This window comes from Rhodococcus sp. WS3, from assembly GCF_003797085.1.
GTDB lineage: Bacteria > Actinomycetota > Actinomycetes > Mycobacteriales > Mycobacteriaceae > Rhodococcus_F > Rhodococcus_F globerula.
The window spans coordinates 232,504-254,999 of sequence record NZ_RKMA01000003.1; the positions used below are offsets into that span (position 1 = coordinate 232,504).

General features: G+C 61.2%; 25 protein-coding genes and 1 tRNA gene. 14 read left to right on the plus strand and 12 right to left on the minus strand.

All coding sequences use genetic code 11. The features are described 5' to 3' along the window. Window positions 1-11: 11 nt before the first annotated feature. Window positions 12-719 carry a metal-dependent transcriptional regulator gene (locus EEB13_RS22180; RefSeq protein WP_045069338.1) on the minus strand — a complete coding sequence of 236 codons (708 nt, stop codon included), beginning with the start codon at window positions 717-719 and terminating at the stop codon, window positions 12-14. A gap of 104 nt (window positions 720-823) precedes the next feature. On the opposite strand from EEB13_RS22180, the gene EEB13_RS22185 reads away from it, so the two are divergent. Next, complete coding sequence (locus EEB13_RS22185; RefSeq protein ID WP_092807076.1) at window positions 824-1,504, plus strand: response regulator transcription factor; 681 nt, start codon at window positions 824-826, stop codon at window positions 1,502-1,504. A gap of 56 nt (window positions 1,505-1,560) precedes the next feature. Here the strand turns inward: EEB13_RS22185 and EEB13_RS22190 are convergent, their stop codons facing one another. Continuing rightward, the gene (locus EEB13_RS22190; protein ID WP_261984617.1) at window positions 1,561-2,967 is read right to left on the minus strand and encodes a sensor histidine kinase; all 1,407 of its coding nucleotides are present in this window, start codon (window positions 2,965-2,967) and stop codon (window positions 1,561-1,563) included. 137 nt (window positions 2,968-3,104) lie between these two features. On the opposite strand from EEB13_RS22190, the gene EEB13_RS22195 reads away from it, so the two are divergent. Continuing rightward, the gene (locus tag EEB13_RS22195) at window positions 3,105-3,623 is read left to right on the plus strand and encodes a hypothetical protein (RefSeq protein ID WP_141486293.1); all 519 of its coding nucleotides are present in this window, start codon (window positions 3,105-3,107) and stop codon (window positions 3,621-3,623) included. A 62-nt stretch (window positions 3,624-3,685) separates the two neighbouring features. Continuing rightward, complete coding sequence (locus tag EEB13_RS22200) at window positions 3,686-4,033, plus strand: DUF3703 domain-containing protein (RefSeq protein WP_141486294.1); 348 nt, start codon at window positions 3,686-3,688, stop codon at window positions 4,031-4,033. Between the two features lie 141 nt (window positions 4,034-4,174). Here EEB13_RS22200 and EEB13_RS22205 read toward each other — a convergent pair whose 3' ends face one another. Then, the gene (locus tag EEB13_RS22205) at window positions 4,175-4,519 is read right to left on the minus strand and encodes a TraR/DksA family transcriptional regulator (RefSeq protein WP_141486295.1); all 345 of its coding nucleotides are present in this window, start codon (window positions 4,517-4,519) and stop codon (window positions 4,175-4,177) included. A 593-nt stretch (window positions 4,520-5,112) separates the two neighbouring features. Between EEB13_RS22205 and EEB13_RS22210 the strand changes: the two genes are divergently transcribed. Next, on the plus strand, window positions 5,113-6,345 hold the full coding sequence (locus EEB13_RS22210) for a hypothetical protein (RefSeq protein ID WP_141486296.1): 1,233 nt from the start codon (window positions 5,113-5,115) through the stop codon (window positions 6,343-6,345). Between the two features lie 183 nt (window positions 6,346-6,528). After that, window positions 6,529-6,936, plus strand: a complete 408-nt coding sequence (locus EEB13_RS22215) for a hypothetical protein (protein WP_141486297.1) — start codon at window positions 6,529-6,531, stop codon at window positions 6,934-6,936. 167 nt (window positions 6,937-7,103) lie between these two features. Here the strand turns inward: EEB13_RS22215 and EEB13_RS22220 are convergent, their stop codons facing one another. After that, window positions 7,104-7,358, minus strand: a complete 255-nt coding sequence (locus EEB13_RS22220) for a helix-turn-helix domain-containing protein (RefSeq protein WP_141486298.1) — start codon at window positions 7,356-7,358, stop codon at window positions 7,104-7,106. Window positions 7,359-7,492: 134 nt separating this feature from the next. Here EEB13_RS22220 and EEB13_RS22225 point away from each other — a divergent pair, with 134 nt between their 5' ends. The 3 genes from EEB13_RS22225 (at window position 7,493) to EEB13_RS22235 (ending at window position 9,665) form a co-directional block, all read left to right on the plus strand. Beyond that, complete coding sequence (locus EEB13_RS22225; protein WP_141486299.1) at window positions 7,493-8,080, plus strand: hypothetical protein; 588 nt, start codon at window positions 7,493-7,495, stop codon at window positions 8,078-8,080. 503 nt (window positions 8,081-8,583) lie between these two features. Beyond that, a complete protein-coding gene (locus EEB13_RS22230) occupies window positions 8,584-8,880 on the plus strand; it encodes a hypothetical protein (protein ID WP_141486300.1) in 297 nt (98 codons plus the stop codon). Continuing rightward, window positions 8,877-9,665 carry a hypothetical protein gene (locus EEB13_RS22235; protein WP_141486301.1) on the plus strand — a complete coding sequence of 263 codons (789 nt, stop codon included), beginning with the start codon at window positions 8,877-8,879 and terminating at the stop codon, window positions 9,663-9,665. Before EEB13_RS22230 ends, EEB13_RS22235 begins: the two co-directional genes overlap by 4 nt. A gap of 9 nt (window positions 9,666-9,674) precedes the next feature. On the opposite strand, the gene EEB13_RS22240 is transcribed toward EEB13_RS22235, so the two are convergent. Then, the gene (locus EEB13_RS22240) at window positions 9,675-9,878 is read right to left on the minus strand and encodes a hypothetical protein (RefSeq protein ID WP_141486302.1); all 204 of its coding nucleotides are present in this window, start codon (window positions 9,876-9,878) and stop codon (window positions 9,675-9,677) included. A gap of 142 nt (window positions 9,879-10,020) precedes the next feature. Between EEB13_RS22240 and EEB13_RS22245 the strand changes: the two genes are divergently transcribed. The 5 genes from EEB13_RS22245 to EEB13_RS22265 all read left to right on the plus strand — a co-directional run bounded on the left by EEB13_RS22245 (window position 10,021) and on the right by EEB13_RS22265 (window position 15,563). Next, window positions 10,021-11,823, plus strand: coding sequence for a bifunctional DNA primase/polymerase (locus EEB13_RS22245; protein ID WP_187328608.1), 1,803 nt, complete (start codon window positions 10,021-10,023; stop codon window positions 11,821-11,823). Further along, on the plus strand, window positions 11,792-12,274 hold the full coding sequence (locus tag EEB13_RS22250) for a hypothetical protein (RefSeq protein ID WP_141486304.1): 483 nt from the start codon (window positions 11,792-11,794) through the stop codon (window positions 12,272-12,274). Before EEB13_RS22245 ends, EEB13_RS22250 begins: the two co-directional genes overlap by 32 nt. Before the next feature lie 225 nt (window positions 12,275-12,499). Further along, complete coding sequence (locus EEB13_RS22255) at window positions 12,500-13,237, plus strand: hypothetical protein (protein WP_141486305.1); 738 nt, start codon at window positions 12,500-12,502, stop codon at window positions 13,235-13,237. A gap of 240 nt (window positions 13,238-13,477) precedes the next feature. Beyond that, a complete protein-coding gene (locus EEB13_RS22260; protein ID WP_141486306.1) occupies window positions 13,478-14,116 on the plus strand; it encodes a recombinase family protein in 639 nt (212 codons plus the stop codon). A 1-nt stretch (window position 14,117) separates the two neighbouring features. Beyond that, entirely contained in the window at window positions 14,118-15,563 is a 1,446-nt protein-coding gene (locus tag EEB13_RS22265; protein ID WP_141486307.1) for a tyrosine-type recombinase/integrase, read from the plus strand. Here EEB13_RS22265 and EEB13_RS22270 read toward each other — a convergent pair. From EEB13_RS22270 to EEB13_RS22300, 7 genes are all read right to left on the minus strand, one after another. Then, complete coding sequence (locus EEB13_RS22270) at window positions 15,549-16,646, minus strand: DUF4062 domain-containing protein (protein WP_187328609.1); 1,098 nt, start codon at window positions 16,644-16,646, stop codon at window positions 15,549-15,551. The genes EEB13_RS22265 and EEB13_RS22270 overlap by 15 nt on opposite strands. Before the next feature lie 138 nt (window positions 16,647-16,784). Then, a tRNA-Leu gene (locus EEB13_RS22275) sits at window positions 16,785-16,861 on the minus strand. Between the two features lie 100 nt (window positions 16,862-16,961). Continuing rightward, window positions 16,962-17,924, minus strand: a complete 963-nt coding sequence (locus EEB13_RS22280; protein WP_045069330.1) for a Ppx/GppA phosphatase family protein — start codon at window positions 17,922-17,924, stop codon at window positions 16,962-16,964. Continuing rightward, window positions 17,921-18,466, minus strand: coding sequence for a DUF501 domain-containing protein (locus EEB13_RS22285; protein ID WP_045069327.1), 546 nt, complete (start codon window positions 18,464-18,466; stop codon window positions 17,921-17,923). Before EEB13_RS22285 ends, EEB13_RS22280 begins: the two co-directional genes overlap by 4 nt. Continuing rightward, complete coding sequence (locus EEB13_RS22290) at window positions 18,463-19,131, minus strand: FtsB family cell division protein (RefSeq protein WP_033234549.1); 669 nt, start codon at window positions 19,129-19,131, stop codon at window positions 18,463-18,465. The genes EEB13_RS22285 and EEB13_RS22290 overlap by 4 nt, the downstream gene beginning before the upstream one ends. A 22-nt stretch (window positions 19,132-19,153) precedes the next feature. Next, complete coding sequence (gene eno / locus EEB13_RS22295; protein ID WP_033234550.1) at window positions 19,154-20,440, minus strand: phosphopyruvate hydratase; 1,287 nt, start codon at window positions 20,438-20,440, stop codon at window positions 19,154-19,156. A 196-nt stretch (window positions 20,441-20,636) separates the two neighbouring features. After that, window positions 20,637-21,347 carry a lytic transglycosylase domain-containing protein gene (locus tag EEB13_RS22300; protein ID WP_371851326.1) on the minus strand — a complete coding sequence of 237 codons (711 nt, stop codon included), beginning with the start codon at window positions 21,345-21,347 and terminating at the stop codon, window positions 20,637-20,639. 244 nt (window positions 21,348-21,591) lie between these two features. On the opposite strand from EEB13_RS22300, the gene efeU reads away from it, so the two are divergent. Further along, window positions 21,592-22,491, plus strand: a complete 900-nt coding sequence (gene efeU / locus EEB13_RS22305) for an iron uptake transporter permease EfeU (protein WP_141486683.1) — start codon at window positions 21,592-21,594, stop codon at window positions 22,489-22,491. Window positions 22,492-22,496 lie beyond the last annotated feature (5 nt).

The following is a 22,496-nucleotide window of genomic DNA, read 5'->3' on the forward strand; positions in this document are numbered from 1 at the left end:
ATTCTGACCTGTCAGTTGAATGCCGATATATTCGAAGAAGTGGACGTGCAGTCGACATCGATGATGTGGGCCAGCTTCTTCGGGAGTTCGATCTCATCAAGACCTCTGACAGCGTAGGACTTTCCATTCGGCCTGATCGTCACGCGGGCACCGGGAATGACGCCGGCGTTGACCAGGAACCTGATGAGTTCGGGATCGGACTGCGCATGTTCGGAAATGGACCTGACGACGCCGGCCACAGGCAGTGTCGATTCCGGAATGTCGGCCAGTTTTGTTGCTGCACCCGTTGATTCAACTGTAATTCCGAAGTGCTCCAGCCCCGGGATGGGGTTTCCCCACGGCGAAGTGGTCGGACCACCGAGGAGGTCGACAATGCGCCGCTCGGCCTCCTCGCTCATGACGTGTTGCAGGCGGCTGGCTTCCCCATGCACAAGTGTCGTGGGCATGTTGACGACGTCGGTGAGCAGTCGCTCGGCAAGTCGATGTTTGCGGGTCACCTCGATCGCACGGATGCTTCCCGGATCGGTAAGTTCGATGAGGTTATCGTCGGCAATCGAGACCAGACCGGCTCGTTTCATCCGTGTCACAGTGTGAAATACCGTCGCAGCGGCTTGGTGCATTCGTTCGATCAAGCGAGATTGCCGCACCGGGACACAATCCTCGTTGAGGTCGTAGATGGTGCGCAGATACATCTCAGTGGTGTTGACGATTTCCTTCACGCGGCCAGATGCCTTTCCAAACAGAAGTCGTGCTTGCTCGAACACAGTGATGGTTCCGATACCGGACTTTGGTGGTGCCGGACCGGAGCAGGGATAGTAGATCCGTGCGAATTCTTGTGGTGGACGACGACCGTAATGTCGCGGAAACTGTGCGCCGGATGCTGGTGACCGAAGGCTGGGTCGTGGACGTGGAACACGACGGCCGCGCTGGGCTGGAGAAGGCGACTACAGAGCATTTCGACGTCGTGATACTCGACATCATGATGCCTGCACTCAACGGGTACGAGGTGGTCCGCCAGCTGCGCCGCGACGGTGTGTGGACACCCGTATTGATGCTGACCGCCAAGGACGGAGAGTACGACCAGGCCGATGCCTTCGATTTCGGCGCTGACGACTATCTGACAAAGCCTTTCTCGTTTGTCGTGTTGATCGCGCGCTTGCGAGCTCTGGTGCGCCGCGGCGCACCGGAGCGGCCGGTGGTGCTGACTGCGGGTTCGCTGAGCGTCGATCCCACGTCTCACGTTGCCAAACGAGGAGATACCGAATTGACCTTGGCACCAAGGGAATTCGGAATGCTCGAGTTCTTGATGCGCCACAGGGGCGAAGTCGTGACCAAAACCGAAATCCTCCAGTCCGTGTGGGATATCAACTACCGAGGCGACGAGAACGTCGTGGAGGTGTACGTCAGCTACCTCCGGCGACGGATCGACACCCCGTTCGGGTGCAAATCGATCGAAACGATTCGTGGAGTCGGCTACCGGTTGGCAGCCGACGGCGGAGGCTAGTCGCTCCACGGTACCGATCGTGGAGGCTATTCGCTCCACGGCACCGATCGTGGAGGCTATTCGCTCCACGGTGGCACCGGGAGCGTGAATCCGACTGTGGCGCCGCCGTCGGAAGCATCTGCAACAGTGACGTTTCCGTGGTGGGCCCGCACGATTTCGTCGACAATCGCCAAACCGAGACCTGAACCCCCACTGCTACGTTCGCGAACAGTGTCGAGACGGACAAAGCGTTGCAGTACTCGCGATTTATCGGCATCGGCAATCCCGGGCCCGTTGTCGGACACAGTCACACTCACATGACGCCGATCGGCGTCGACGGTTATCGCGAAGTCCAGACGGTCATGAGTGTGATGGGATGCGTTGTCCGCGATGTTACGCAAGGCACGAGCCAGTTTCTCACCGTCACCTTGCACCCGCACAGCGCTGATCTTCGCGGTAATCGTGTGGCGGCCAAACGCTTCGAGGCGTGCAACCTCGGCGCTGACCACCTCGTCGATGTCAACGTCGGCCAGCCGCAGCGGCACACCGCGTTCGTCGGCGCGTGCGAGGAACAACAGGTCGGAAACCATCCCTTGCAGCCGAAGTGCCTCAGGCATCATGACTGTCGCGACGGTCTCCGGGTCGATGGGCTGCTTCGTTGTCCGGGACAGATCAAGCAGACCCACCAATGTGGTCAACGGACTGTTGAGCTCGTGCGACGCGTCGTTCACGAAGCGCATCTGCTCGGCCCGGGCAGTGCCGATGCGTTCGAGCATTGCATTCATTGTGGTTGCCAGAGTGGCGATCTCGTCGCCGGTATCCGGTACAGGCACCCGCTGATCGAGGTCTCCACCGGTAATGTCGTCAACCTGTCTACGAATGTCGTCAACCGGTTTCAGGGTCCGGGCGACAAAGTAATGGGTCAAGACAGCTGTCCCGATCACGATGATCGGGATCACCACGGCGGCCAGCACAGCAACAAAGCGAAAGAGCGAATCGAGGCGACTCTCGGCCGCCCCGACTTCCACCGTGACCACTTCACCACCTGGGGCGAGTGCACCGACAAGTGCCCCGCGATACGCGGGACCGTCCGGGGTTGTCTGCAAACCGCTTTCGCGTCGTTCCTCGCCAGGCCGCAGCCCCGAGCCGAGCGGACCAGCCGGATAACGCTCCCCGCTGAACACCACGTGCCCCGCGTCGTCCACCACCTGAATGATGTCGACGTACCGACTATCGGTCAGCAAAGACTCGTCGAGGCCGGCAAGCCCCTTCGATTCGACGACCGCCGCGATCTGCCTCGCGCGGGCTGTAGTTGCCACGTCGGCTGACTGGCGCGACGACTGGTACAGGGCGTAGAGCACTGCGCCTGCCGCAACAGTCAACGTGAGCGCTACCAACAACGTCGCCAGCACCGTCAGACGGGTACGCACAGGCCTGAGCCGCCGACGAATTCGGCCGGTCCACGCAGTGAGTGATGAGTGCACGAGTAAGACAGTAGACGCGCCATACGCTCGATCCGTAGCGCAACTCAGCGTCCCCTAAGTATTGCTGGTCCAGGATGCATTCTGTGCGACTTGCCGTAGATGCTGTCGTCACCACACGAACCGAAGGGACACCATTCATGGCTACTCGTACCGGGCACCGCCTGGCCGTCGCCGGCACCATTGCCGGCCTGTCGGCACTCGCCCTCGTCGTCAACCCGGCAATCGGCTCCGCAGCGATTACCGGCGGCGCATCCGTGCATGCCAACGCCGGCGCAGGCACCATCACGACCTCGATCACCGGCCTCAACACCACCAAGGCTTTCGTCAAGTGTGAGGGCACCGTTTACCGCGCCGACGCCACCATCCTCGACTCGACCACCAAGGTCGGCTCGAGCTACCTCGTCGTTGGCGACACCATGGTCGCCGGTCAGGTACTGACCAACGCCTCCGGCATCGGCACCTCTGCAGTCTTCCCCGACGGCGAGTACCAGGTCCGCACCAAGTGCAAGGAAGACGGCGACACCGAGTACCAGGATCCGATCGCATCGGTCCGCGTCACGGTCACCAGCACCACTGCGCCGGCCACCGGTTCGCTTGACCCGGCGGCCCTGCTGCAGGGCCTGCTCAACGGCGTCTCGAGCCAGTTCGGCAGCTAGAGCATCTGATTGCATACGCGGCGCGAACACCACACAGTCGAATCCGAACGAAGGAACCCGCCATGACAAGGATGCCCGAGCGTATTCGCGCCGCATATAACGCCGAAATGTACGACGTCGGAACTACCAGCGACGACGCGCAGAAATGGATTCACCTCGAACAGGCGCACATCTTGGCGCAGCCATACCCCTGGCCGCACACGCGCAATCACGTCGCCATGCTCACACTGGCACTGCGGCAACGCGATTGGCGTGAAGTGCGCGGACAGCTCGTGCGGATCGTGGTTGCGGCACCCGGTTCGGTCCTGGGCCGCTACCCCTCCGGCAACACTGGGCGCACTGCTGCTGGGCTCACGACACCGATGCCGATACCGGATCAGCTGGCGAACCTTCTCACCAATTCGGCTTAGCCGACCCACCACCGGATTCGGTGGCGACTCGAACTGGAATGGCGGGCGGGAACTGTGCGGACCATCGCGACTGCTCGACATTGATCCGTGCTACAGGGGCGCAGGACAGTCTTCTCGATGCCGGATACACGCACAGACCCGTCATCGACTCCGTCGCACACACTCGATGCACTGCCGCGCAGTGGGTAGCGCCTCCAGTCTGGCGTCTGCAATCGACTCCTGGCAGACCTCACAAATTCCGTATTCACCTGACCGGAGGCGGGTTGTCGCCGCTTCCAAATCCCGCAATTCGGCTTCGGTATCGGCAATGAGAGACGCGATTTTGGCCCGCTCGAACGCGATGGTCGACCCTTCGGGATCGTGTTCATCGTCGTCGGTAGTCCAGCGGGAACCTTCGATTATGGATTCGAGTCCTTCGCGGAGTGATGCCAAGCGGTGCTCTGCCCGCCGCCGTTCCAGGCCGATGGTCGCGTGGAAATCCTGCATCATTGTATTCAACGCTGCCCGAGCACCGCGCACAATGCGTGCGATCGGCTGGTCGGAGAGCTGCGTACCCTCTGCGTACCGAAGCGAAGTCGGATGAACATCCGAGGCTTCGAATTGTGCGGTGAGCTGGTCTTTTTGGTGCCCCCAGTCGGACTTGAACCGACACTTGACGGATTTTAAGTACCCCCATCCCGCATACCCGGCACTCTTGCCACCTGCGGCAACACTTGCAGCATTTTTCTATTTCCGCTGGTGAGAAGGCATAGTTTGCCACCTGTTGAGCACCTGCGGCCACCTCCACCACACTGTTGACTTACCGCCGGTGGGTAGCGCGGGGGTAGCACGCAGCGGGGTGGCGCTGCGCAACAATTACGGGCTAACCTGGCACCCAGTACGGCACCGCAGGGCATCGCCCCAGCCGCCGGTAGCCAACCCCCGGTCAGAGGCCGGGCAATCGCATTCTTTTCCTGCGCGGCAGTCCCGCGTCGTATTTCAGTTCGGTCGGAGACCGGCTTTCTAGAACCAGAGCAGGCGCTCGGTTCCATCGCCCGTCTTACAGCGATTTTTCGCTGATCACCGAATTGGAGCAACCAATGACCACTACTCGCCCAACTGACACGCGCACTTGGAATTCGCGCCCGTCGTTCTCCCATCCCGCCCGCGACGCCACAGCGGCAACCGTCGAGGCCGTTGCTGCGTTGTTTGCTCGAGGTGGTGACAGCGGACAGGGTTACGCCACCGAAGGCGATGTACTCGTCAATCAGACTGCGGACGGGGTGGACCTGAACCAGATTTGGAATCAGGCTGCTGCCGCCCTCTCATCGTGGAATCGAGAGCGAACCGCCCTGGCCTCACTCATCTCTTACGGCACCGTGGCAGTCGGAGACGCCATCCCTCAAACGCTGGGCGGAGCAAATTTTGAGAAAGCCTCGGAATTCGGCGAGCCGCAGGGCATTCACAGCGAACCTGACGCGCTGATTCTTGGGTACGACTTCGATGATCACGACATGGCCTCCCGAGCAACGTGGCGTTTCCTGCGTGCCGCAACGGCGGAACAGGTTTTCGCGACGGTAAATACAGCATTCGAGGCCGACAATCGACTCGTGACCGGAACACTCCTGCGACGTTTGTTCAATCCCATACAGAGTCTGAATGAACATGGCCACAGGGTCTTTGGGCTATGGAATGGTGCCGACGGCATGACGCCACCCCCGCATGCGGGAAGGACGTTCTTGCCCAGCAACTCGCACTATCTGGCATCTGGCAATGCAGTGGTTGATCCGGGCGACTTGGTGGACGCGATCAATCAGGTTCGCAGCAAGGGGTTCGGCACGAGTGGCAACACTCGCCTGATTGTGTTGTGTCACCCTGCCGAGGCGGAAGAGATTTCAACATTCAAGGCAGGTGTCGAGTCCAACGGTGTGGAATCGAAGTTCGATTTCGTTCCGTCTGCGAGTGCGCCCGCCTACCTGACTCCAGAAAACATCATCGGCCAGGTAGCCCCGGCTGAATTTGGCGGTCTGGGTGTATCCGGAAGCTACGGTCCAGCCTGGGTTATCCCGAGCTACTTTGTCCCTCAGGGATACCTGGCAGTCGTTGCGTCCGGTGGACCTAACAGCACCCTGAATCCTGTCGCATTCCGCCAACATACGAACCCCGCGTATCAGGGTTTGCGGATGATTCCGGGCCGCGACCAGCGGTACCCGCTGCAGGACAGTTTCTTCCAGCGTTCGTTCGGGTGTGGCGTTCGCTATCGTTCTGCTGCGTGCGTGGTTCAGGTGACCGCCGGTACGACTTACACCGCGCCGACTTGGGCGTGGTCGTGATGGCACGCGACCCTGAAGCGGTTGCGGGTGAATATGATTGGGGTCCAGGGTTGACGCCTCCAGGTTTGGAAGACGCCCCACTGAGTGCGGGCGGTTGCTATCGCGGCAAGACCCCACCGATGACTGATCCCGCCGGTCTCCGTGCATTGGCTGACGAACTCGCTGCGAGAGGCGGTGGCTGATATGGCCCACAAGCGCAATCAGCGCAGAGACCGCCTTGGGCGGTTCTCCGGCGCGGGAACGAAGATCGCGTCTACAGCCAAGGGCGCTCGTAGGGCAACCAAGGTTGCGACGAAGACCGGCGCGAAGAAAGTGGCGACGGGTATCGGCAACAGTTACCTACCGGGTTCCTTCTCTAGAAACCTTGCCGTCGGTCAGAGCGGCGAGTTCAAGGGCGTGACGGTCGGTGCTGAGTTCAAGACACCGAAGGGCCGGGGCGTGGTCGTTAAGGGCACCGTTGGATATCACGGCAAGCCGAACCGCCGGTTCGACGTCACGCCCGGTCTGGACGTTCAGCAGAAGAAGCTGACCTTTACGGCTACGCCGAACCTCAACCGCCGAGCAGGTGCAGGTACGAAATTGAAGCGGTAGTGCTTGACGTTTGTACTGGGTGCGCACACACGCGCAACCTGCACGGTAAACCTGTTCACGGGCTCGGTGGGCCTGTCCAAAGGGCGTTGCGGGCCAGCGGCTACCAGCCGCACCACGCGCACCGGCACTGTATTGGGCCCCGTCAAATCTCTCCCTTTCGGCGGGGTTCAGCCGTTTTCAGTCGGGAAGGGTAGGTCGTCCAGGAGTTCACCGGGAGTGATCTGCAATCCGGCAGCTAGTTTGAGGATGTTCTCGATGCGGGAGCTTCGTTGTCCTCGTTCCACCTGGCCAAGGTGCGTGAAGTGAATGCCGATGTGGTCGGCGGCGACTTCTTGACTCCAGCCAAGAGCAACCCGCCGGGCCCTCACACGAACGCCAAACTCCGCCAAGGTGGCGTTGATTGGTGGTTTGAGAGTAGGCATCGCAGACAGCACATACGTCTAGGGCGTAATCGTCCAGAGCGTAAACATCGTATTCGCTGTTCAAGCTTATAAACGGTGTGCATATGATTCAGCTGCGATCCTAATGGAGGGGTTGCCAAGACCTAGGGGAACAAATGAAACGATGGACTCTAACGGCGGCGGTAGTCACTGCTTTGGCAGTCGCGGGGTGTAGCAGCACAGACGCGGCTACCGGAGAGAAGTCCGCCGGAGGTACTACAACCTCCACAACTGCTGCTTACTCCTCGTCGGAACTGTCGGCAATGCGCGCCGCTCGGGAGGCCGCGCAATCGGGCGATAGGACCAGTATTGCGATTGCCGACGCGGCCCTGCGGACCGTTCAGCAAGCCGGGAGCGACTACGAAGCGCTTAGTGAGAACGATTTCCAGAAGATGATGGAGGATCCCGATTCGTTCACTGGGCGCAAGGTCGTTCTGTACGGACTGATCCTCAAGCGAGACGGCGAAGTTACTCGACTAGCCACGGGCCCGAGCCTGAATCTCAGAACGTCGCAGTACATGAAAACGACGGTTCTCACCGCAGACGATTCAAGCCTCCTCGCCGCGCATGAATCTCTCGACCACGTCATCGTATTCGGGGAGGTCCAGGGGGCCATTTCCTACGACAACCCCGTTTTGGTTGGCGAAACTGCTACCTCGCCAGAAGTGAGTGTCAGCACCGTTAAGTTGCTCGCCTATCACTAGGTTCGGCGCACTCCTGACCATCAACCCCGCCGTGAAAATGGCGGGGTTTTGTCATGTCCCACCAGTCCCACTAGCCCCACCCGTCACGCGCCTGAGTTCTCTCCGCGCACGGTCATGAACCCTTGGGTGAATCTGGGCCGTCTCCGTGGATCTCAGGCAACAAATCACAGCAGCCTCCGATAGGTCAAATCTAGAGCGATTTGTCGAGATCAATAGGGGGGCAACGCATTTCGAATGCACACCGTTTGCGTACCTGCCGCCACCAGGTGTAGGGTTGCCGCAGCACCAGCACCGCCATGGCGGTCTGTGAAGTGCCGGACCGGTCAAGCGGTTCGTGATATTTCGGACCCGATGCGGACACGGCCCAGTGTGAGTCTGGAGCAGCCCCGCATCCCTTGGGTGGGCCCGACCAGTGAACACAGAACCCTTTATGAGGGGTGTGTTCGCGGTCGGCTTCTCCGTCTGCGAATGCACCTCTCGCACTTGAGAGGAAGCAGTCAGCAATGAGCCAGCAGGCTACCAACCAGCTCGGGCGGACAGGTGCAGAGTCGCGTCACAGTCGAGCTCTGATCAATCGCGAGGAACTTAACCCACTACCTACGATCAAGAGCCGGGATGGCGGCGTTGACTTCGTGGCCAACCGCTTGGGCGTTCCAATGACGCCAACCCGAATGCGAGCAGCGATTGAGCGGCGAGAGCTGCCCGTCTACAAGATCAGTGGAGCCAACTACCTGGCCGAGCGCGACCTCTACGACTGGGTTCTGAGCCTGGCGCAGACCGGAAAGGTCGGCGCAGCATGAGTGCTCACGGCCTAGAGCAGCTACGAAAGACGTTCCCCGCGTTAGATGCCCACGAACGCGGCGACTATTCCGCGTTGCGACAGGCGCATCCGTTGGTGGATCAGCGAAACGCGGCGACAAATCCGCACGCGAAAGTGATCCTGGCTGGCGGTGTAGTCGAGACCCGACCAGCGCGCAAGCTGTCACCGGCTGCACGGGAGCATTCTGTAATCAGCGCGGGCCTTGATCGGGCGAAGGAGATTGCGCCCAGAGTAGACATGATCGGGTTGCGCGGCATTGACCGCGTGTACGGCAACACTGGCCGACGGCCCTTGCCTGAGCAACCTGGCGACGTTCGTTACACGGTGGAGGAGCTACGGGCGGAGGAACGTGAACGACGACAGATCACCGCGAAGCAGCAACGCCTCCTCGATGCGGGCCATGAGCAGATGCTTGATGCGCTCGAGTACGGCGGCCAGCCAATTGGTCTCGTGGTGTTCCATTTCCGGGAGTGGACTGAGTACGACGGAGCCCTGGCTTGCCCGGTTGCGCCTGATAGCTCGGGGCGGCGGCTCGTCAGCCAGGTGACGATGATGAGCCACCATTGCTACTGGTGCGCGGACCGTTCGCCGACCCCGCTGGACGACTACCTGCTGGTGGATACGGGACTGCTGCGGGTCTTCCCGACCTGCGATAAATGCAGGTCGGGGTTCGATCGGCACTCCGTTTGCCGTGGACTCGATTGGCATACCCCCAGCGACGACTGGACGGCTGTAGTCGGATATCCCTCGGATGAGCACATCTGACTAACGCCGTTACGCACCCGGCAACGTGGCGGCCAGGTGCCCGTTCGTGGGTGCCTGAGCCTCGCGTAGGTGGCCTTGCAGGCGCAGCCGGTACACCCGGCATGGTGGCGGCAACGTCAACGTAATTACGGATAGAAACGAAGTCGCCGACCTGGTGTTGGGCAGCAGGTCGGCGACTTTCTCACTGAAGAACAATCCCAGAACGAGGATCATTATGGTCAATAGTACATCTGCCCGTGCCGTGCCGCTACCTCGTAAAACTAAGCAGCGCACTCAATTTCGAATGCAGATCATAGATGAGTTGCCTAGTGCCCCCAAGATATCCGATCTACGGGTTCCGGGCGGAGTTAACGAGATGACCTTGCAAGACGCAGCCCTGGCCTATGCCGAGGCGGGTTGGTATGTGTTGCCGACTCGTCCGACTGACCGCAAGAATCCCGGCAGCGTGGTCGGTGGTGACTGGGAGCATAAGTCTTCCCGCGACGCAGATCGGATCCGCGAATGGTGGGACAGGAACCCTGCCTGCGGAATTGCATTGCACTCGGGCCGGAGCGGTGCGGTGGTGTTTGACCTGGACACAGAAGACTTAGTCGATGTTCCTGACAATCTCCGGAAGTCATTGCAAATGGGTCGGTTCCAGAGTAGCCGACAGGGCAAGCTGGCACGCGGACATTACGTGTTCGCGGTGCCGGAGGGTGAGTCGTACGGCAACAGTGCTGGTGCGTTCGCGCCGTTCGGTGACGTGAGAGGGAAGAACGGTGTCATCATCGCCGCGCCGACCCCACACGTGGACGCCGAGACAAAGGGCGGCGGATATCTGTGGTCTGGGTCAGGGACAATTCCTGTCATTCCCGGTGCTCTGCGCGAATGCCTGCGTAGTGCTCCGGATCGCGAAGCGGAGCCGATGAATGACGTTGATCTAGGCGACTTCTTGACGAAGTACGTCGCGAACGATCGACCCGGTTTCCTCAAGGGTGCGCGGAAAGTGTTCGAGCAGAACGTCCGTGGAGGTATGTCCAGACATGAAGCGCTTGTAAACGCGTTGCCGATGGCCTACCGCGAGGCGATTGCCGGATGCTATCCGGCTGAACTGGCGACTGCTGAACTGCAAGAAGCGTTCATCGCGTCGTTCGTCGATCAGAGCGCTGGAAGTGGTCGCAATCGGCCGGCTCCTGACGAGTTCGCTCGGACGGCTCGGTGGGCAGCCGCTCAGGCTTTGTTGGCTGACCCGGCCGAGACGCTGGCCCGCTTGAACCGCGACGACCCAGCTGAAGCCTTGATCGACGAACAGGAGTTCTGGTCAGCACGAACCGAACTGGGCAACCTGCGGGACTTTGCTCGCTCACGCAGGGTGGGACCGTGGTCGATGTTTGGGGTGGTGTTGGCGCGAGCAATGGCGGTGGTTCCACCGTGTGTTGTGTTGCCGCCCTTGGTTGGCGACTACGGCAGCTTGAACCTGTTCGTGGCGATCGCCGCAAAGTCTGGCAGTGGAAAGGGGACGTCGGAAAAGGCGGCGAAGGCTGCCGTGCTGACAAGCCCTGTCGTGCATTCGGCTTCACCGGGTAGCGGCGAAGGGATTCTTAAGGAGTACGCGTACAAGAAGGGTCGCGAACAGGTCGATATCCGCAATTCGGTGTTGTTCAGCGTGCCGGAGATCGACTCATTGGCGGCACTGAAAGGCCGTAGCGGCTCCACACTCATGCCCGAACTGCGTAAGGCGTGGATGGGTGAGCAGTTGGGCTTCAGCTACGCCGCAGACGACAAGAAGATCCCCATCAAGGATCACCGCTACCGGATGACAATGGTTGTAGGGGTGCAGCCGGGGCGGTCGCAGACGCTGTTCGAGGATGCAGACGGTGGTACGCCACAGCGATTCTTGTGGTTTCCCACCACTGATCCTGACCGGCCCCGCGAGCTCCCCGAAAATCCAGAGGTGCTGAAGTTGCCGCGCTGGCCGGGTGGCGAGCTGGTGACCGAGAATGCCACGGAGACTGTGCAGTCGGTTGACGGCAAAGAAACCCGCCTCCTCTTCAACGTTGCACGAATGAAGCTGAGCGATGAGCCAAACCCTGACGAGTTCCAAGTGCTTGACGTTCCGCGTTCGGCGGTGGAAGCGATTGACGCAGGTGGCTGCCAAGCTCGACGGCCGCGACACTGACGACCTGGACAGTCATGGATTGCTTGCGCGGCTGAAAGTAGCTGCGGCACTGATGTGGTTGGCCGGACGCACCGATGCCGTGACCGAGGAAGATTGGTACCTGGCGGGCATTGTCAAGGCAATCAGCGATCGGACTCGTGCACAGGTGCGGCAGACGCTCCAGGCCAAGGCTGGAGAGGCGAACCGTAGTCGTGGTCGGGCAGAAGGCGAACGCGCCGTTGCTCAGGCCGACGCAATGGAAACAGCACTGCTCGACCGGGCGCTCCAGCTCACGAGAAAGCACCTCCAGAAGACCGGCGAGCTGACTCGCAAGGACGGCCGGAAGGCCCTGCGAATGGAGCTACGGGAGTACTACGACGAGGCCGCCGATCGCCTTGTGGCAGCGGGCATTGCTGACCGAATTGACGGTCAGCAAGGTAGCTATTCCCTCGTGATGAAGGCGTTGGAATGAGCTGTCCACACTCTCTACGCAAAGGGGGGTACAGAGGGGTACACGTACCCCCCCTTGTGCGCCAAAACGGTTGCCAGCGCGCTGTAAAACTACAGGTAGATGATGAAAATACCAATCGCGGGTATAGGACATATCTGAGGGTGGTGGGTACACGTACCCCCCGTACCCAACCTGGCCGCATTGCCCACTTTTAAACAATCCACTACACAAGAAAGTTGGAAGAAAATGATCGAGAACAGCTCGCACACAACGCAATCGGCAGCCGATCAGAATGCGGTGGTGGAGGTTTCGGTAGAGCCGATTCCCGACGCATCAAAGGTTGGAGGCAAGGAAGGCGCTCTCGCTACGGCATGGTCGGACGGAAGGCAGCCAGCGCGCCCGTGCACTGCGCATCGCACAAACGGCGAACCCTGCCGGAGGGCTGCTATCAACGGTGGGAACGTGTGCGGCACGCACGGTGGACGCAGCCCGCAGGTGAAGGCGAAAGCCCGCGTCAGATTGGAACTCGCGGCGGATCGCATGGCGAAGGAGTTGCTAGGCATCGCCACCGCCGACGACGCCCCGGCAGCGGTAAAGCTCGCGGCGATCAAGGATGCGTTGGACCGTGCGGGCTTGAGCGCCAAAACTGCTGTCTCAGTGGAGGTGGGGCCAAGCAAGCCCTTCGAGGAACTGCTGACGGAAATGATGGAAGGTGGCAGCCGAGCGGAAAGCCGTGCAGCGCGCGGTGTTCCAGATGAGCTGTCCGCAGACTGGCGAGACATTTTAGATGCAGAACTGGTGGACGATGACTATCTGGAAGACGCCGTTCATATGCCGAGTCGCGCTGTCCGCGAACGACCCGCCCCGGCCTCTGAACTGCAGAACCCCACAAGCGGCGGACTGATGCCAATGGAAGACGCGCTTAACCAACTACGGGCAACCGCGCCACCGCTGGCACCGCAGGCGCGCCGCCGTAACCGCTAATAGACCGGCCCATCCGTCGCCGCATCGGATTTGATGGGCGCGGGTGGGCAGCTGCCCGCGCCGTGGGCTGTAGCTGCTCAAATCCGAAGTCGACAGTCCACCCTCTGTAGGTTTCGAATATTCAAGCGAGACAACATAACTCGATATCATGGGCGCAGGGCGTGCCGGTATGGTTGGGGTGTAGGGGGTGCAACCACCCTTGTGTTGCAACACCCCCAACCAGCAAGGGAGAGAACAGGTATGAGGATCATCGGATATGTGCGAGTGAGCACCAAAGCGCAGGGCGACGACGGATACGGACTGGCCGCACAGCGAGACGCGTTGGAGCGCTGGTGCGAAGCCAACGGCCATGAGCTGCTGACGGTAACGATGGACGTGGTCAGCGGAGCCAAGGCTGACCTGATGCACGGCAGATCCGTTGCGATTGCTGCGATTGAGAACGGCGTCGCTGACGTGCTGCTGGTGCGTGCCCTGGACCGAGCTACCCGCGACCAGTTGGACGCCGCCGAACTCTTCAAGCGAGCGGAGCGTTACGGCTGGAGGCTCATGGACTGCAACGGTGCCGACGGTGGCGACCCGAGCCAGCGCCTTGTCGCGGATGTGCGCTTGGCAGTCGCAGCAGAGGAGCGTCGCAAGATCGCCGAGCGCACCCGCGAAGGCTTGGAAGCTCAGCGACAGCAAGGACGCGGACGGCTGATCGCTCCGGCGACGCAGCGGCGTATCCAAGTGCTCCACACAGAAGGGTTCGGAGCGAAGGCAATTGCTTCGCGGCTCACCGATGAAGGGGTGCTCACCGCAACCGGAGGCGACACCTGGCATTACTCCACTGTCCGTAGCGCGTTGAAGCGCCTCGGCCTGACAACGAAGGCGGTGGCCTGACATGGCGTGGGTCAAGTCGTACGAAACGAAACAGCGGAACCGGGGCAAGCCAGTGAAGACGTACAAAGTGATCTGGAAGGAGGTCGAGCGCGATGCCTACGGTCTGCCGATCCCGGCCGACCCCGCAAATCCCGAAGGCCGGAAGCGCACGCGTAACCGTCAGGAAAGTTTCCCGACCAAGGAGGCAGCCGAAGCCCGCCGAGACGAGCTGAACGCTGCCAAGCACACAGGCCAGACTAACTCGTTGGCGGACCAGCGCAAGGCAGGCGATCTTCCGTTCGGTTATTACGCGCAGGCATGGATAGAGAGTCAACAGGTCAAGGTTTCTCAGGGGCGGTTGAAGCAGCGCACCCTGGACGACTACGAGAATGTACTCAAGCGCTACTCATTAGATCGGTTCGGCGGCAGGGCAATTGCCAGCATCGCTCCAAGGGACTGCGAGGAATTCTTAGCCACACTAGTGAGCCAGCAGTGCCGCCAGTCCGGGACTCTCTCCCCAGCTACCGTGAAGCACGCATGGGGCACATTCGGTCGCGTGATGAAATACGCGCTTCGGCACGACGCAATCACATCCAACCCATCGGAGCGCGTGGACTTTGCCACTAACCGCGCTACCGGCGATCATGAAAAGTTCGAGCATCACCCTCTGACCGCCAAACAGGTAGCCAACCTGAGCGCAGCCATCGCCGGAAGCACCCCCACCAGCGACGCCCACGCCCTACCGACGTACCCGGTCTATGCGCTGATGGTCGAATTCATGGCGTATAGCGGAGTGCGAGCCAGCGAGAACGCTGGACTGCAGGTCCAAGACCTCGTTTTCACAACCCACCCCGGCCGGGATACCCGTTGCATGGTCAACGTTCACCGGACCAAAGAACGCAAGGGTGGCGAGTGGGTTACCAGCACACCAAAGTCGCGTAAGTCGCGAAGGTCAGTTCCGTTGCCTCCGTGGCTAGCTCAGCGGATGCACGCATATCTGACCGACCATCCGCGCGCTGACGAGCCCACGGCACCGTTGTGGCCGAGCCGGAAGAACGGCGGTGGACACCGGGCGAAGGGCACCCGATACGCGGTGCCGTTGGACTGGTCACAACCGTTGGCGATGGGCACGTTCTACGACACCATCATGAAGCCTGCCTTGGAGGCAATCGGTCTCCCTGCCAGCCGCCCAGTGACCGACACCGCCCCGGCTCAACAGGGCGTCCGACTCCACGATCTACGGCACACAATGGCGACGATGCAGCTCATGGCGGGTACGCACTTCATGCAGGTATCGCGTTGGCTCGGGCACTCCACTTTTACGCTGACTCTGGACACCTACGGCGACTGGATTCCCGAAGAAGAAGGTGGCGCTGGCAACAACCTTCCCGAACCCGAGGCTGTCTCAGCTCCAACACCCACCCCAGAACCTGAGCAGTCGAACGTCATCCAACTATTCGGAAGGTAGACCCGGCAGGGCCTCCTCCGCCGTGGGCCCCGCAGCCGATGAGTCGTCTTGTGCGTTCGGATCGATTCCCCTGGGGACAGCGAGCAAGGTCGTCAGATGTCGATCCCCCTTCTCAGTTAGCCGCAGATACTTATTTGAATCATTGATCTGGCGCTTCTTTGCGCCGTTGTCAATCAATCCGAGCGCTCGAAGTTGCGTCTTGACAAGGTCCCAGTCGTCGTCAAAAACTGCAGAGCGTCCTTCCCGAACGGCAGCAAGCTTCTCCAAATCCTCATGATCGACGTGAAATAGCAAGTGATCCGCAAGTCGTTTCCGGACCTGGGGTTCGGTCTCCTCATCAACCATCACTGGCGCTATGTCCTTGAAAATCGCATCCCACGACGTCTTAGCGACGGCTGTCTCACTTCCACCGTTCGTGTATCGGCTGTTCACTTGCACCCATAGTGTGACTTTATCCCCGCCCTGTGCAAGTTTTGAAACGTCCTCCACCAGTGCACTTTCGGCCGCTGCTTTTTGCTCTTTCAGCGCAGCAACCTGCTCGCGGAGTGAGATTATTTCCCGCTCCTGCTCAACAGTCATTGCCAGATCGCCGCGTACCCAACCAACACCAGGGCGCTTTTTTACCGCTTGCATCAAGCTTGTTACGACGAGACCGCCGAGCTCCGCCGGAGACCCGAAGAAACTGACGGGTTTTGACTGAACCTTCACTCGAAACTTGTCAAGCAGATCCTGGACATCAGGATTCATGTCCGTCTTCTTCGCGGCGATATTCCCAGGGTCCTTATGAACAAATCCGAGAACGGGTATACCCGCTGCCACGGCATAGTCGTATTCTTTTTCGGTATAGCTAATCCCCTCAGCATCGATAATGCTGCCATACCGTCCCGCTACGACAACCACGTAATAGTCGCTCTCATCGATAACCTGTTCGATTAGGTCCCACTGCCCTTCATCGGCTGAGGGAAACATCTCCATGCCAGCCGGAAGATGGTCCATCCGAAGGATCGACTGGATAACTTCTGCACGTTCTGCGGTGAGGTCGGTGTAGGTCGAACTCACGAACACTTGATAGCGCTTCTCCACCAAATGATGCTCTCACGTCACACAAGAGAGTTCTGCTCAACGCGCCGACCGTGACCGCCGGCGGGTAGCGCGGGGGTAGCACGCGGCAAGGTAGCGCTGCGCATCAAACTGCCGGAAAACTCCTAACCAGCAATTTCGTGGTGCCCCCAGTCGGACTTGAACCGACACTTGACGGATTTTAAGTCCGTTGCCTCTGCCAATTGGGCTATGGGGGCCTTCCCTGCTGTTGCCGGTTTCCCGACAACAACAGGGATCACACTATCGTGCGCTCTCAGGCATCGTAATCAGACCCACCGATCGTGATGCCCATCAGCACTATTGGGATGCGGGCAGCGGAATCGACATGGCAATACCGTCGAGGATGTCGTGCTCGCTGACGACCAACTCGGTAATTCCCGCTTTGTCCTCGAATGCCCGCGCGAGGATGGTGGTGACGATCGCTCCCCCGCCGATCACGTCGACGCGTCCGGGATGCATGGGCCCGAATTTCGCTCGTTCGGCGCGCGGCATCGCGGTGAGGCGCTCGCACACGTCGATCAACTGGCCGAACGAGATTCGGGACAGGTGCACCTTGTCTGCGTCGTAGTCCGGCAGATCCTGCGCGATTGCCGAGAGCGTCGTCATGGTTCCCGCGACACCCACAAAAGTCCGAGCCTTCTCGATGGGAACAACCGCAAATGCTTCCGCAAGCTTCGCGGACGCGAATTCTGTTGCATCGGAGACCTGTTCAGTGGTCGGAGGATCGGAATGCAGGCACCGCTCGGTCACCCGCACACAGCCGATATCGGTGGAATACGCAGCCTGAACACCAGCAGAGTCGCCGAGAACCAACTCGGTGGAACCGCCGCCGAGATCGACCACAACAAAGGGGCCTTCGGACGGATCAAGCTCTCCCACAGCACCACTGAACGAGAGTCGCGCTTCCTCGTCGCCGGAGATCACCTCGGCTCCCGCACCGGGAATCACGCCGCCCAGAACTTCCTGCGTCATCGCGAAGAAGTCGTCGCGGTTGGCAGCATCGCGCGTCGCAGATGTGGCAACCATCCGAACGGCGCTTGCTCCGGCTTCCGCGATCATGCCCGCGTACTCGACCAATGCGACACGGGTGCGTTCGATGGCTTCGGGAGCCAAAGTTCCTGTTGCGTCAACACCTTGACCGAGACGGACAACCCGCATTTCGCGGCGTACGTCAACCAATCGCCCGTCTGCACCGACGTCCGCGATCAGTAGGCGGATCGAATTGGTGCCGCAATCGACTGCGGCAACGCGACCCTTCACTTCTCGGGATCTACCGCGTCGTCGATGCCCGGCCAATCAGCGGGGATGGCGGTGCCGCGCAGCTTGCCCTTCCCTGCCAGAGCCACCGACTCGTCACCGAGCGGGTTGACGCCAGGCCCCTTGGCCAGTGAATGCGCCATCAGAACGTGCAGGCACTTGACGCGATCCGGCATCCCGCCACCGGCGAAGTCGGTACCGAGGGATTCGATGGCGTCGCGCTCGGCAAGATACGACTCGTAGGCGCGGCGGTACGCGGCAGCCAACTCGGGATCCTGCGTCAGGCGCTCGGTCATCTCACGCATCACACCGGCAGATTCCTGACGGCTGGCCTCTGCGGTCAGCCTGGGGTCTGTCAAGTAGTAGAGCGTCGGAAAAGGTGTGCCGTCAGGAAGTTTGGGAGCTGTCTTGACCACGCCTGGTGTGCCGTCGGGACTGCGGTATGCAATCTCGAGCACTCCGCGCGGCTCACGGCCCAACTGAGCTGCGACGGCGTCAAGATCTGCCTGCGCGACGTGAGGGGAATTTTCGGACGGATTGCTCACCCGGTGGGTACTCCTTGTTCTTCTGACTGCTCTGTCGGCATCACCGGCATCGGCGCCGGCGTTGCCTTCGTCTCGGGAACCACTGGTGGCTCCGAAATCGTTTGCCACAGATCGCGATACCACGGACCTGTCAGCGGGGCTTCTTCAACTTGCTTCTTCTCGGGTTCTTGATAGTCACCGGGAAGTTGTACCTGGAACGGCGTCTCGCCAGGCTTGACGTACCGAAGGCGTTCCCGCGCAAGCGCTTCGACATATGCGGGATCATCGAAACGCGCATTCTGCTGCCGGAGCGCGTCAACTTCCTCCTGGAGTACCCGTCGTTCGGCAGCGATCTGAGCGGCATCGGAACGCTGAGAAATGTACGTGCGCAACGGCACCGCCAACGTCAACGCGAGCATCAGAACAACCATCGCGAGAATGACAGCCCGGCTGGTCGAGAGCCCGAAGACCGTGTTGTCGGAACTGGGCAGTCTCGACCAGAACTTACGCGTCGAGGCCGACGTTGCCTTTGCCCCGGTCGACGCTGCTTCCGCCGACTCGGCTTCCGTGCCGCGTGCCCGGCGGGTGCTGCCGGGTTTGGTGCGACGAGCAGTGTCCGCGCGCCCGGAACCACGACCCCCCGGACTTCCGCCGGGGGATCGTGGTTTACCGCGTTGTGCAGACACTGCTGATACCTAAATGTGTTGCTCAGGCCTCGAATGCGAAGCGCGGGAATGCAACCTCGCCGGCGTAACGAGCGGCATCACCGAGGTTCTCCTCGATGCGCAGCAACTGGTTGTACTTGGCGACGCGCTCGCTACGAGCCGGCGCACCCGTCTTGATCTGGCCGCTGCCGACGGCAACTGCGAGGTCCGCGATGGTGGTGTCCTCGGTCTCGCCGGACCGGTGGCTCATCATCGTCTTGTAGCCGTTGCGGTGAGCGAGGTCGACTGCGTCGAGGGTCTCGGTCAGGGTGCCGATCTGGTTGACCTTGACCAGCAGTGCGTTTGCCGCGCCCTTGACGATGCCCTCTTCGAGGCGCTCGGGGTTGGTGACGAACAGGTCGTCGCCGACGAGCTGAACCTTGTTGCCGATCTGGTCGGTGAGTGCAACCCAGCCGTCCCAGTCGTCTTCGTCGAGCGGATCCTCGATGGAGACGAGCGGGTAAGCGTCGATGAGCTCGGCGTAGAACGCTGCCATCTCGGCTGCCGTGCGATTCTTGCCCTCGAACTTGTAGCCGGTGCCGTCGGTGTAGAACTCGGTGGCTGCAACGTCGAGCGCGAGCGCGACATCGGTACCCAGCTTGAGGCCGGTCTTGTTCACCGCGATCGTGATCAGGTCGAGAGCTTCCTTGGTGCCGGCAACGTCAGGCGCGAAGCCGCCTTCGTCTCCGAGGCCCGTGGACAGACCCTTTTCCTTCAGGACGGACTTGAGGGAGTGGTAAACCTCGGCACCCCAGCGCAGGGATTCCTTGAAGCTCGGTGCACCGATCGGAGCAACCATGAACTCCTGGACGTCGACGCCGGTGTCGGCGTGAGCGCCACCGTTGAGGATGTTCATCATCGGGACGGGCAGGACGTGGGCGTTGGGGCCACCGACGTAACGGAACAGCTCGAGGCCCGAGGACTCCGCTGCGGCGCGGGCAACTGCCAGCGAAGCGCCGAGAAGTGCGTTGGCGCCGAGGCGAGACTTGTCCGGGGTGCCGTCTGCGTCGAGCAGCGCCTGGTCGACGGTGCGCTGTTCGGTGGCGTCGATGCCGATGATTGCGGGCGCGATCTCGCCGAGAACTGCCTCGACTGCCTTCTCGACACCCTTTCCGCCGTAGCGAGCGCCACCATCGCGCAACTCGACGGCTTCGTGCTCACCGGTGGATGCGCCGGAGGGCACTGCGGCCCGGGCGAAACTTCCGTCGTCGAGCAAAACCTCAACTTCAACCGTGGGGTTGCCACGGGAATCAAGGATCTCGCGAGCTCCGACCTGCTCAATACTGGCCACTGTGTGGTTCTCCTTCGATGGGCTTCGCATTGGGGCGCACTCCGCGTGCGTGGACATTGGGACACACACTGCGTGCATGGGCATTGGACCACGATCGTGCCGGGGCCCCCGTAGTGCCAGCACACAGCCTAACCGCAGCGCGCGAAGGCTTCTTTATCGACGCGCACACACCGGCCTGAACTGCGGTCATGAGCACTCATGCCGGCCGCGTTCCCACCGAGTATGCCGAAGCCCGATCGCGCACGAGCGCGAGGTAGTCCCCGGAGAGGTTGTACGCCATCAGAGCCTGCTGCCACCCTGCGGCTGTGGTCAGGTCTCCCCCGCGGGCACACAGATACCGCGCCGCGGTGAGGGCGGCGTCATCGATATTGTCGGGATCGATACGACCGTCACCGTTGGCGTCGACGCCCCACTTCAACCAGGTTTCCGGGATGAACTGCATCGGTCCCATCGCTCGATCGTGGACGGAATCTCCGTCCATGGTGCCGCCGTCGGTGTCGGGAATCTCGGCTACGCCCGGCCCACCGTCGAGTGGTATGCCGCGAATGATCGGACTGACTTGACCCACGGCGTCTACCGCTGAGCCGTCGTACGTTCCGTGACGGCTTTCGACGCTCCCGATCCCGGCGAGTGTCGTCCACCCGATCCCGCAACCGGGCAACGTCTCAGCCATCACGGCGGCGGCGTACCCGTAGGCCGTGAGCGCAGTCGTACCGATTCCGACGTCACTGCTCAGTCCGGCGGCCCAATCACCGAGTTGATCTGCGCTGCGGCCGGGTGCATTGATGTCGATCGGCGGTGTCGGCAAGCCAACGCCCGGCGGGATTCCTTCGGGAATCGCGATCTTCGGTTCATCGGATCCACACGCTGCAATACCCACTCCGGCAAGCACCGTTCCGGCAGCTATCGCGGCGACGACGCGCACGACGCGTCGGGGTCTCGAGGTCTTGGCAGTGGTTCGGTACACCCCTCCATCATCCACACGAGTCGACTGAACACCCGAATTTGATAGTAAAGAGAATCAAAAGGCCTGGTCAGGGTGTGGATAGCAGCCGCAAGGTGGAGTATCTTCATCGGAGTTAAGGCTGTCCTACTTTTGGCCGATTCCGTGAAGCTGCCGAGCTTCCTCCAGTTAAGGAGCATCCGTGCCCGTGTCGGTACTCGCAGCGTCGAGCAGTCCGTCAGTTGCCACGCAGCTATTCGGCAGTGGCCTGATCGGTCTCCGCGAAGGCCTCGAAGCCGGCATCGTTGTCATGATCCTGGCCGCGTACCTCGTCAAGGCACAGCGGCGGGACGCACTGAAGTGGGTGTGGCTCGGCGTTTTTGCCGCCGTGGCGATGGTCGCGATCATTTTCCTTGTCATCCACTACGGCACATCCACCGTCGACGGCCTTACCGCGGAAGTCATCGCCGGAATTGCGTCACTGATCGCCGTGGTGATCGTGACTGCGATGGTGTTGTGGATGCGAACCGCGGCCAAGACCATCTCCGGCGACCTCAAGGCCGGCATGGAAAAGGCCCTCGTCGCCGGACCGATCGCAATCCTGACGCTCGCATTCTTTGCTGTCGGCCGCGAAGGCGTCGAGACGGCACTGCTGATGGTCGGGTACGCCGAGAACACGGCAGGCAGTTCATGGCCACTCATCGGATTGCTGCTCGGCATTCTCCTGGCCGCCATCCTGACCGTCGCCATGTACTTCGGGGCGCTACGTCTGAATCTCACGACGTTCTTCCGCTACACCGCGATCTTCCTCATCGTCGTGGCCGCCGGAATCCTCTCGTACGGCATCCGCGCCCTGCAGATCGGGAACGTCCTGCCAGGAGCCGAAAACACCGCCTTCAACCTCACCCCGGGCTACGACCCGTCCACGTGGTACGGCACTGTCCTGGCCGGCATCTTCAACTTCCGCCCTGACCCGACGGTTCTGCAAGCGACCGCGTGGGTCGTGTATCTCGTCGTCGTGCTGGCGCTCTTCCTGCGTCCGCAATCGTCACCGGCACCTGCCATCGCTGCATCGCCGACCACTTCGTCCGAACCGACAGAATCCTGAAAGGC

Excerpts from the sequence above, each read along its gene's own strand:
- EEB13_RS22195 (WP_141486293.1), top strand. The coding sequence starts at position 3,105 with ATGGCTACTCGTACCGGGCACCGCCTGGCCGTCGCCGGCACCATTGCC.
- EEB13_RS22200 (WP_141486294.1), top strand. The coding sequence starts at position 3,686 with ATGACAAGGATGCCCGAGCGTATTCGCGCCGCATATAACGCCGAAATG.
- EEB13_RS22205 (WP_141486295.1), bottom strand. The coding sequence starts at position 4,519 with ATGCAGGATTTCCACGCGACCATCGGCCTGGAACGGCGGCGGGCAGAG.
- EEB13_RS22210 (WP_141486296.1), top strand. The coding sequence starts at position 5,113 with ATGACCACTACTCGCCCAACTGACACGCGCACTTGGAATTCGCGCCCG.
- EEB13_RS22215 (WP_141486297.1), top strand. The coding sequence starts at position 6,529 with ATGGCCCACAAGCGCAATCAGCGCAGAGACCGCCTTGGGCGGTTCTCC.
- EEB13_RS22220 (WP_141486298.1), bottom strand. The coding sequence starts at position 7,358 with ATGCCTACTCTCAAACCACCAATCAACGCCACCTTGGCGGAGTTTGGC.
- EEB13_RS22225 (WP_141486299.1), top strand. The coding sequence starts at position 7,493 with ATGAAACGATGGACTCTAACGGCGGCGGTAGTCACTGCTTTGGCAGTC.
- EEB13_RS22230 (WP_141486300.1), top strand. The coding sequence starts at position 8,584 with ATGAGCCAGCAGGCTACCAACCAGCTCGGGCGGACAGGTGCAGAGTCG.
- EEB13_RS22235 (WP_141486301.1), top strand. The coding sequence starts at position 8,877 with ATGAGTGCTCACGGCCTAGAGCAGCTACGAAAGACGTTCCCCGCGTTA.
- EEB13_RS22240 (WP_141486302.1), bottom strand. The coding sequence starts at position 9,878 with ATGATCCTCGTTCTGGGATTGTTCTTCAGTGAGAAAGTCGCCGACCTG.
- EEB13_RS22245 (WP_187328608.1), top strand. The coding sequence starts at position 10,021 with ATGACCTTGCAAGACGCAGCCCTGGCCTATGCCGAGGCGGGTTGGTAT.
- EEB13_RS22255 (WP_141486305.1), top strand. The coding sequence starts at position 12,500 with ATGATCGAGAACAGCTCGCACACAACGCAATCGGCAGCCGATCAGAAT.
- EEB13_RS22260 (WP_141486306.1), top strand. The coding sequence starts at position 13,478 with ATGAGGATCATCGGATATGTGCGAGTGAGCACCAAAGCGCAGGGCGAC.
- EEB13_RS22265 (WP_141486307.1), top strand. The coding sequence starts at position 14,118 with ATGGCGTGGGTCAAGTCGTACGAAACGAAACAGCGGAACCGGGGCAAG.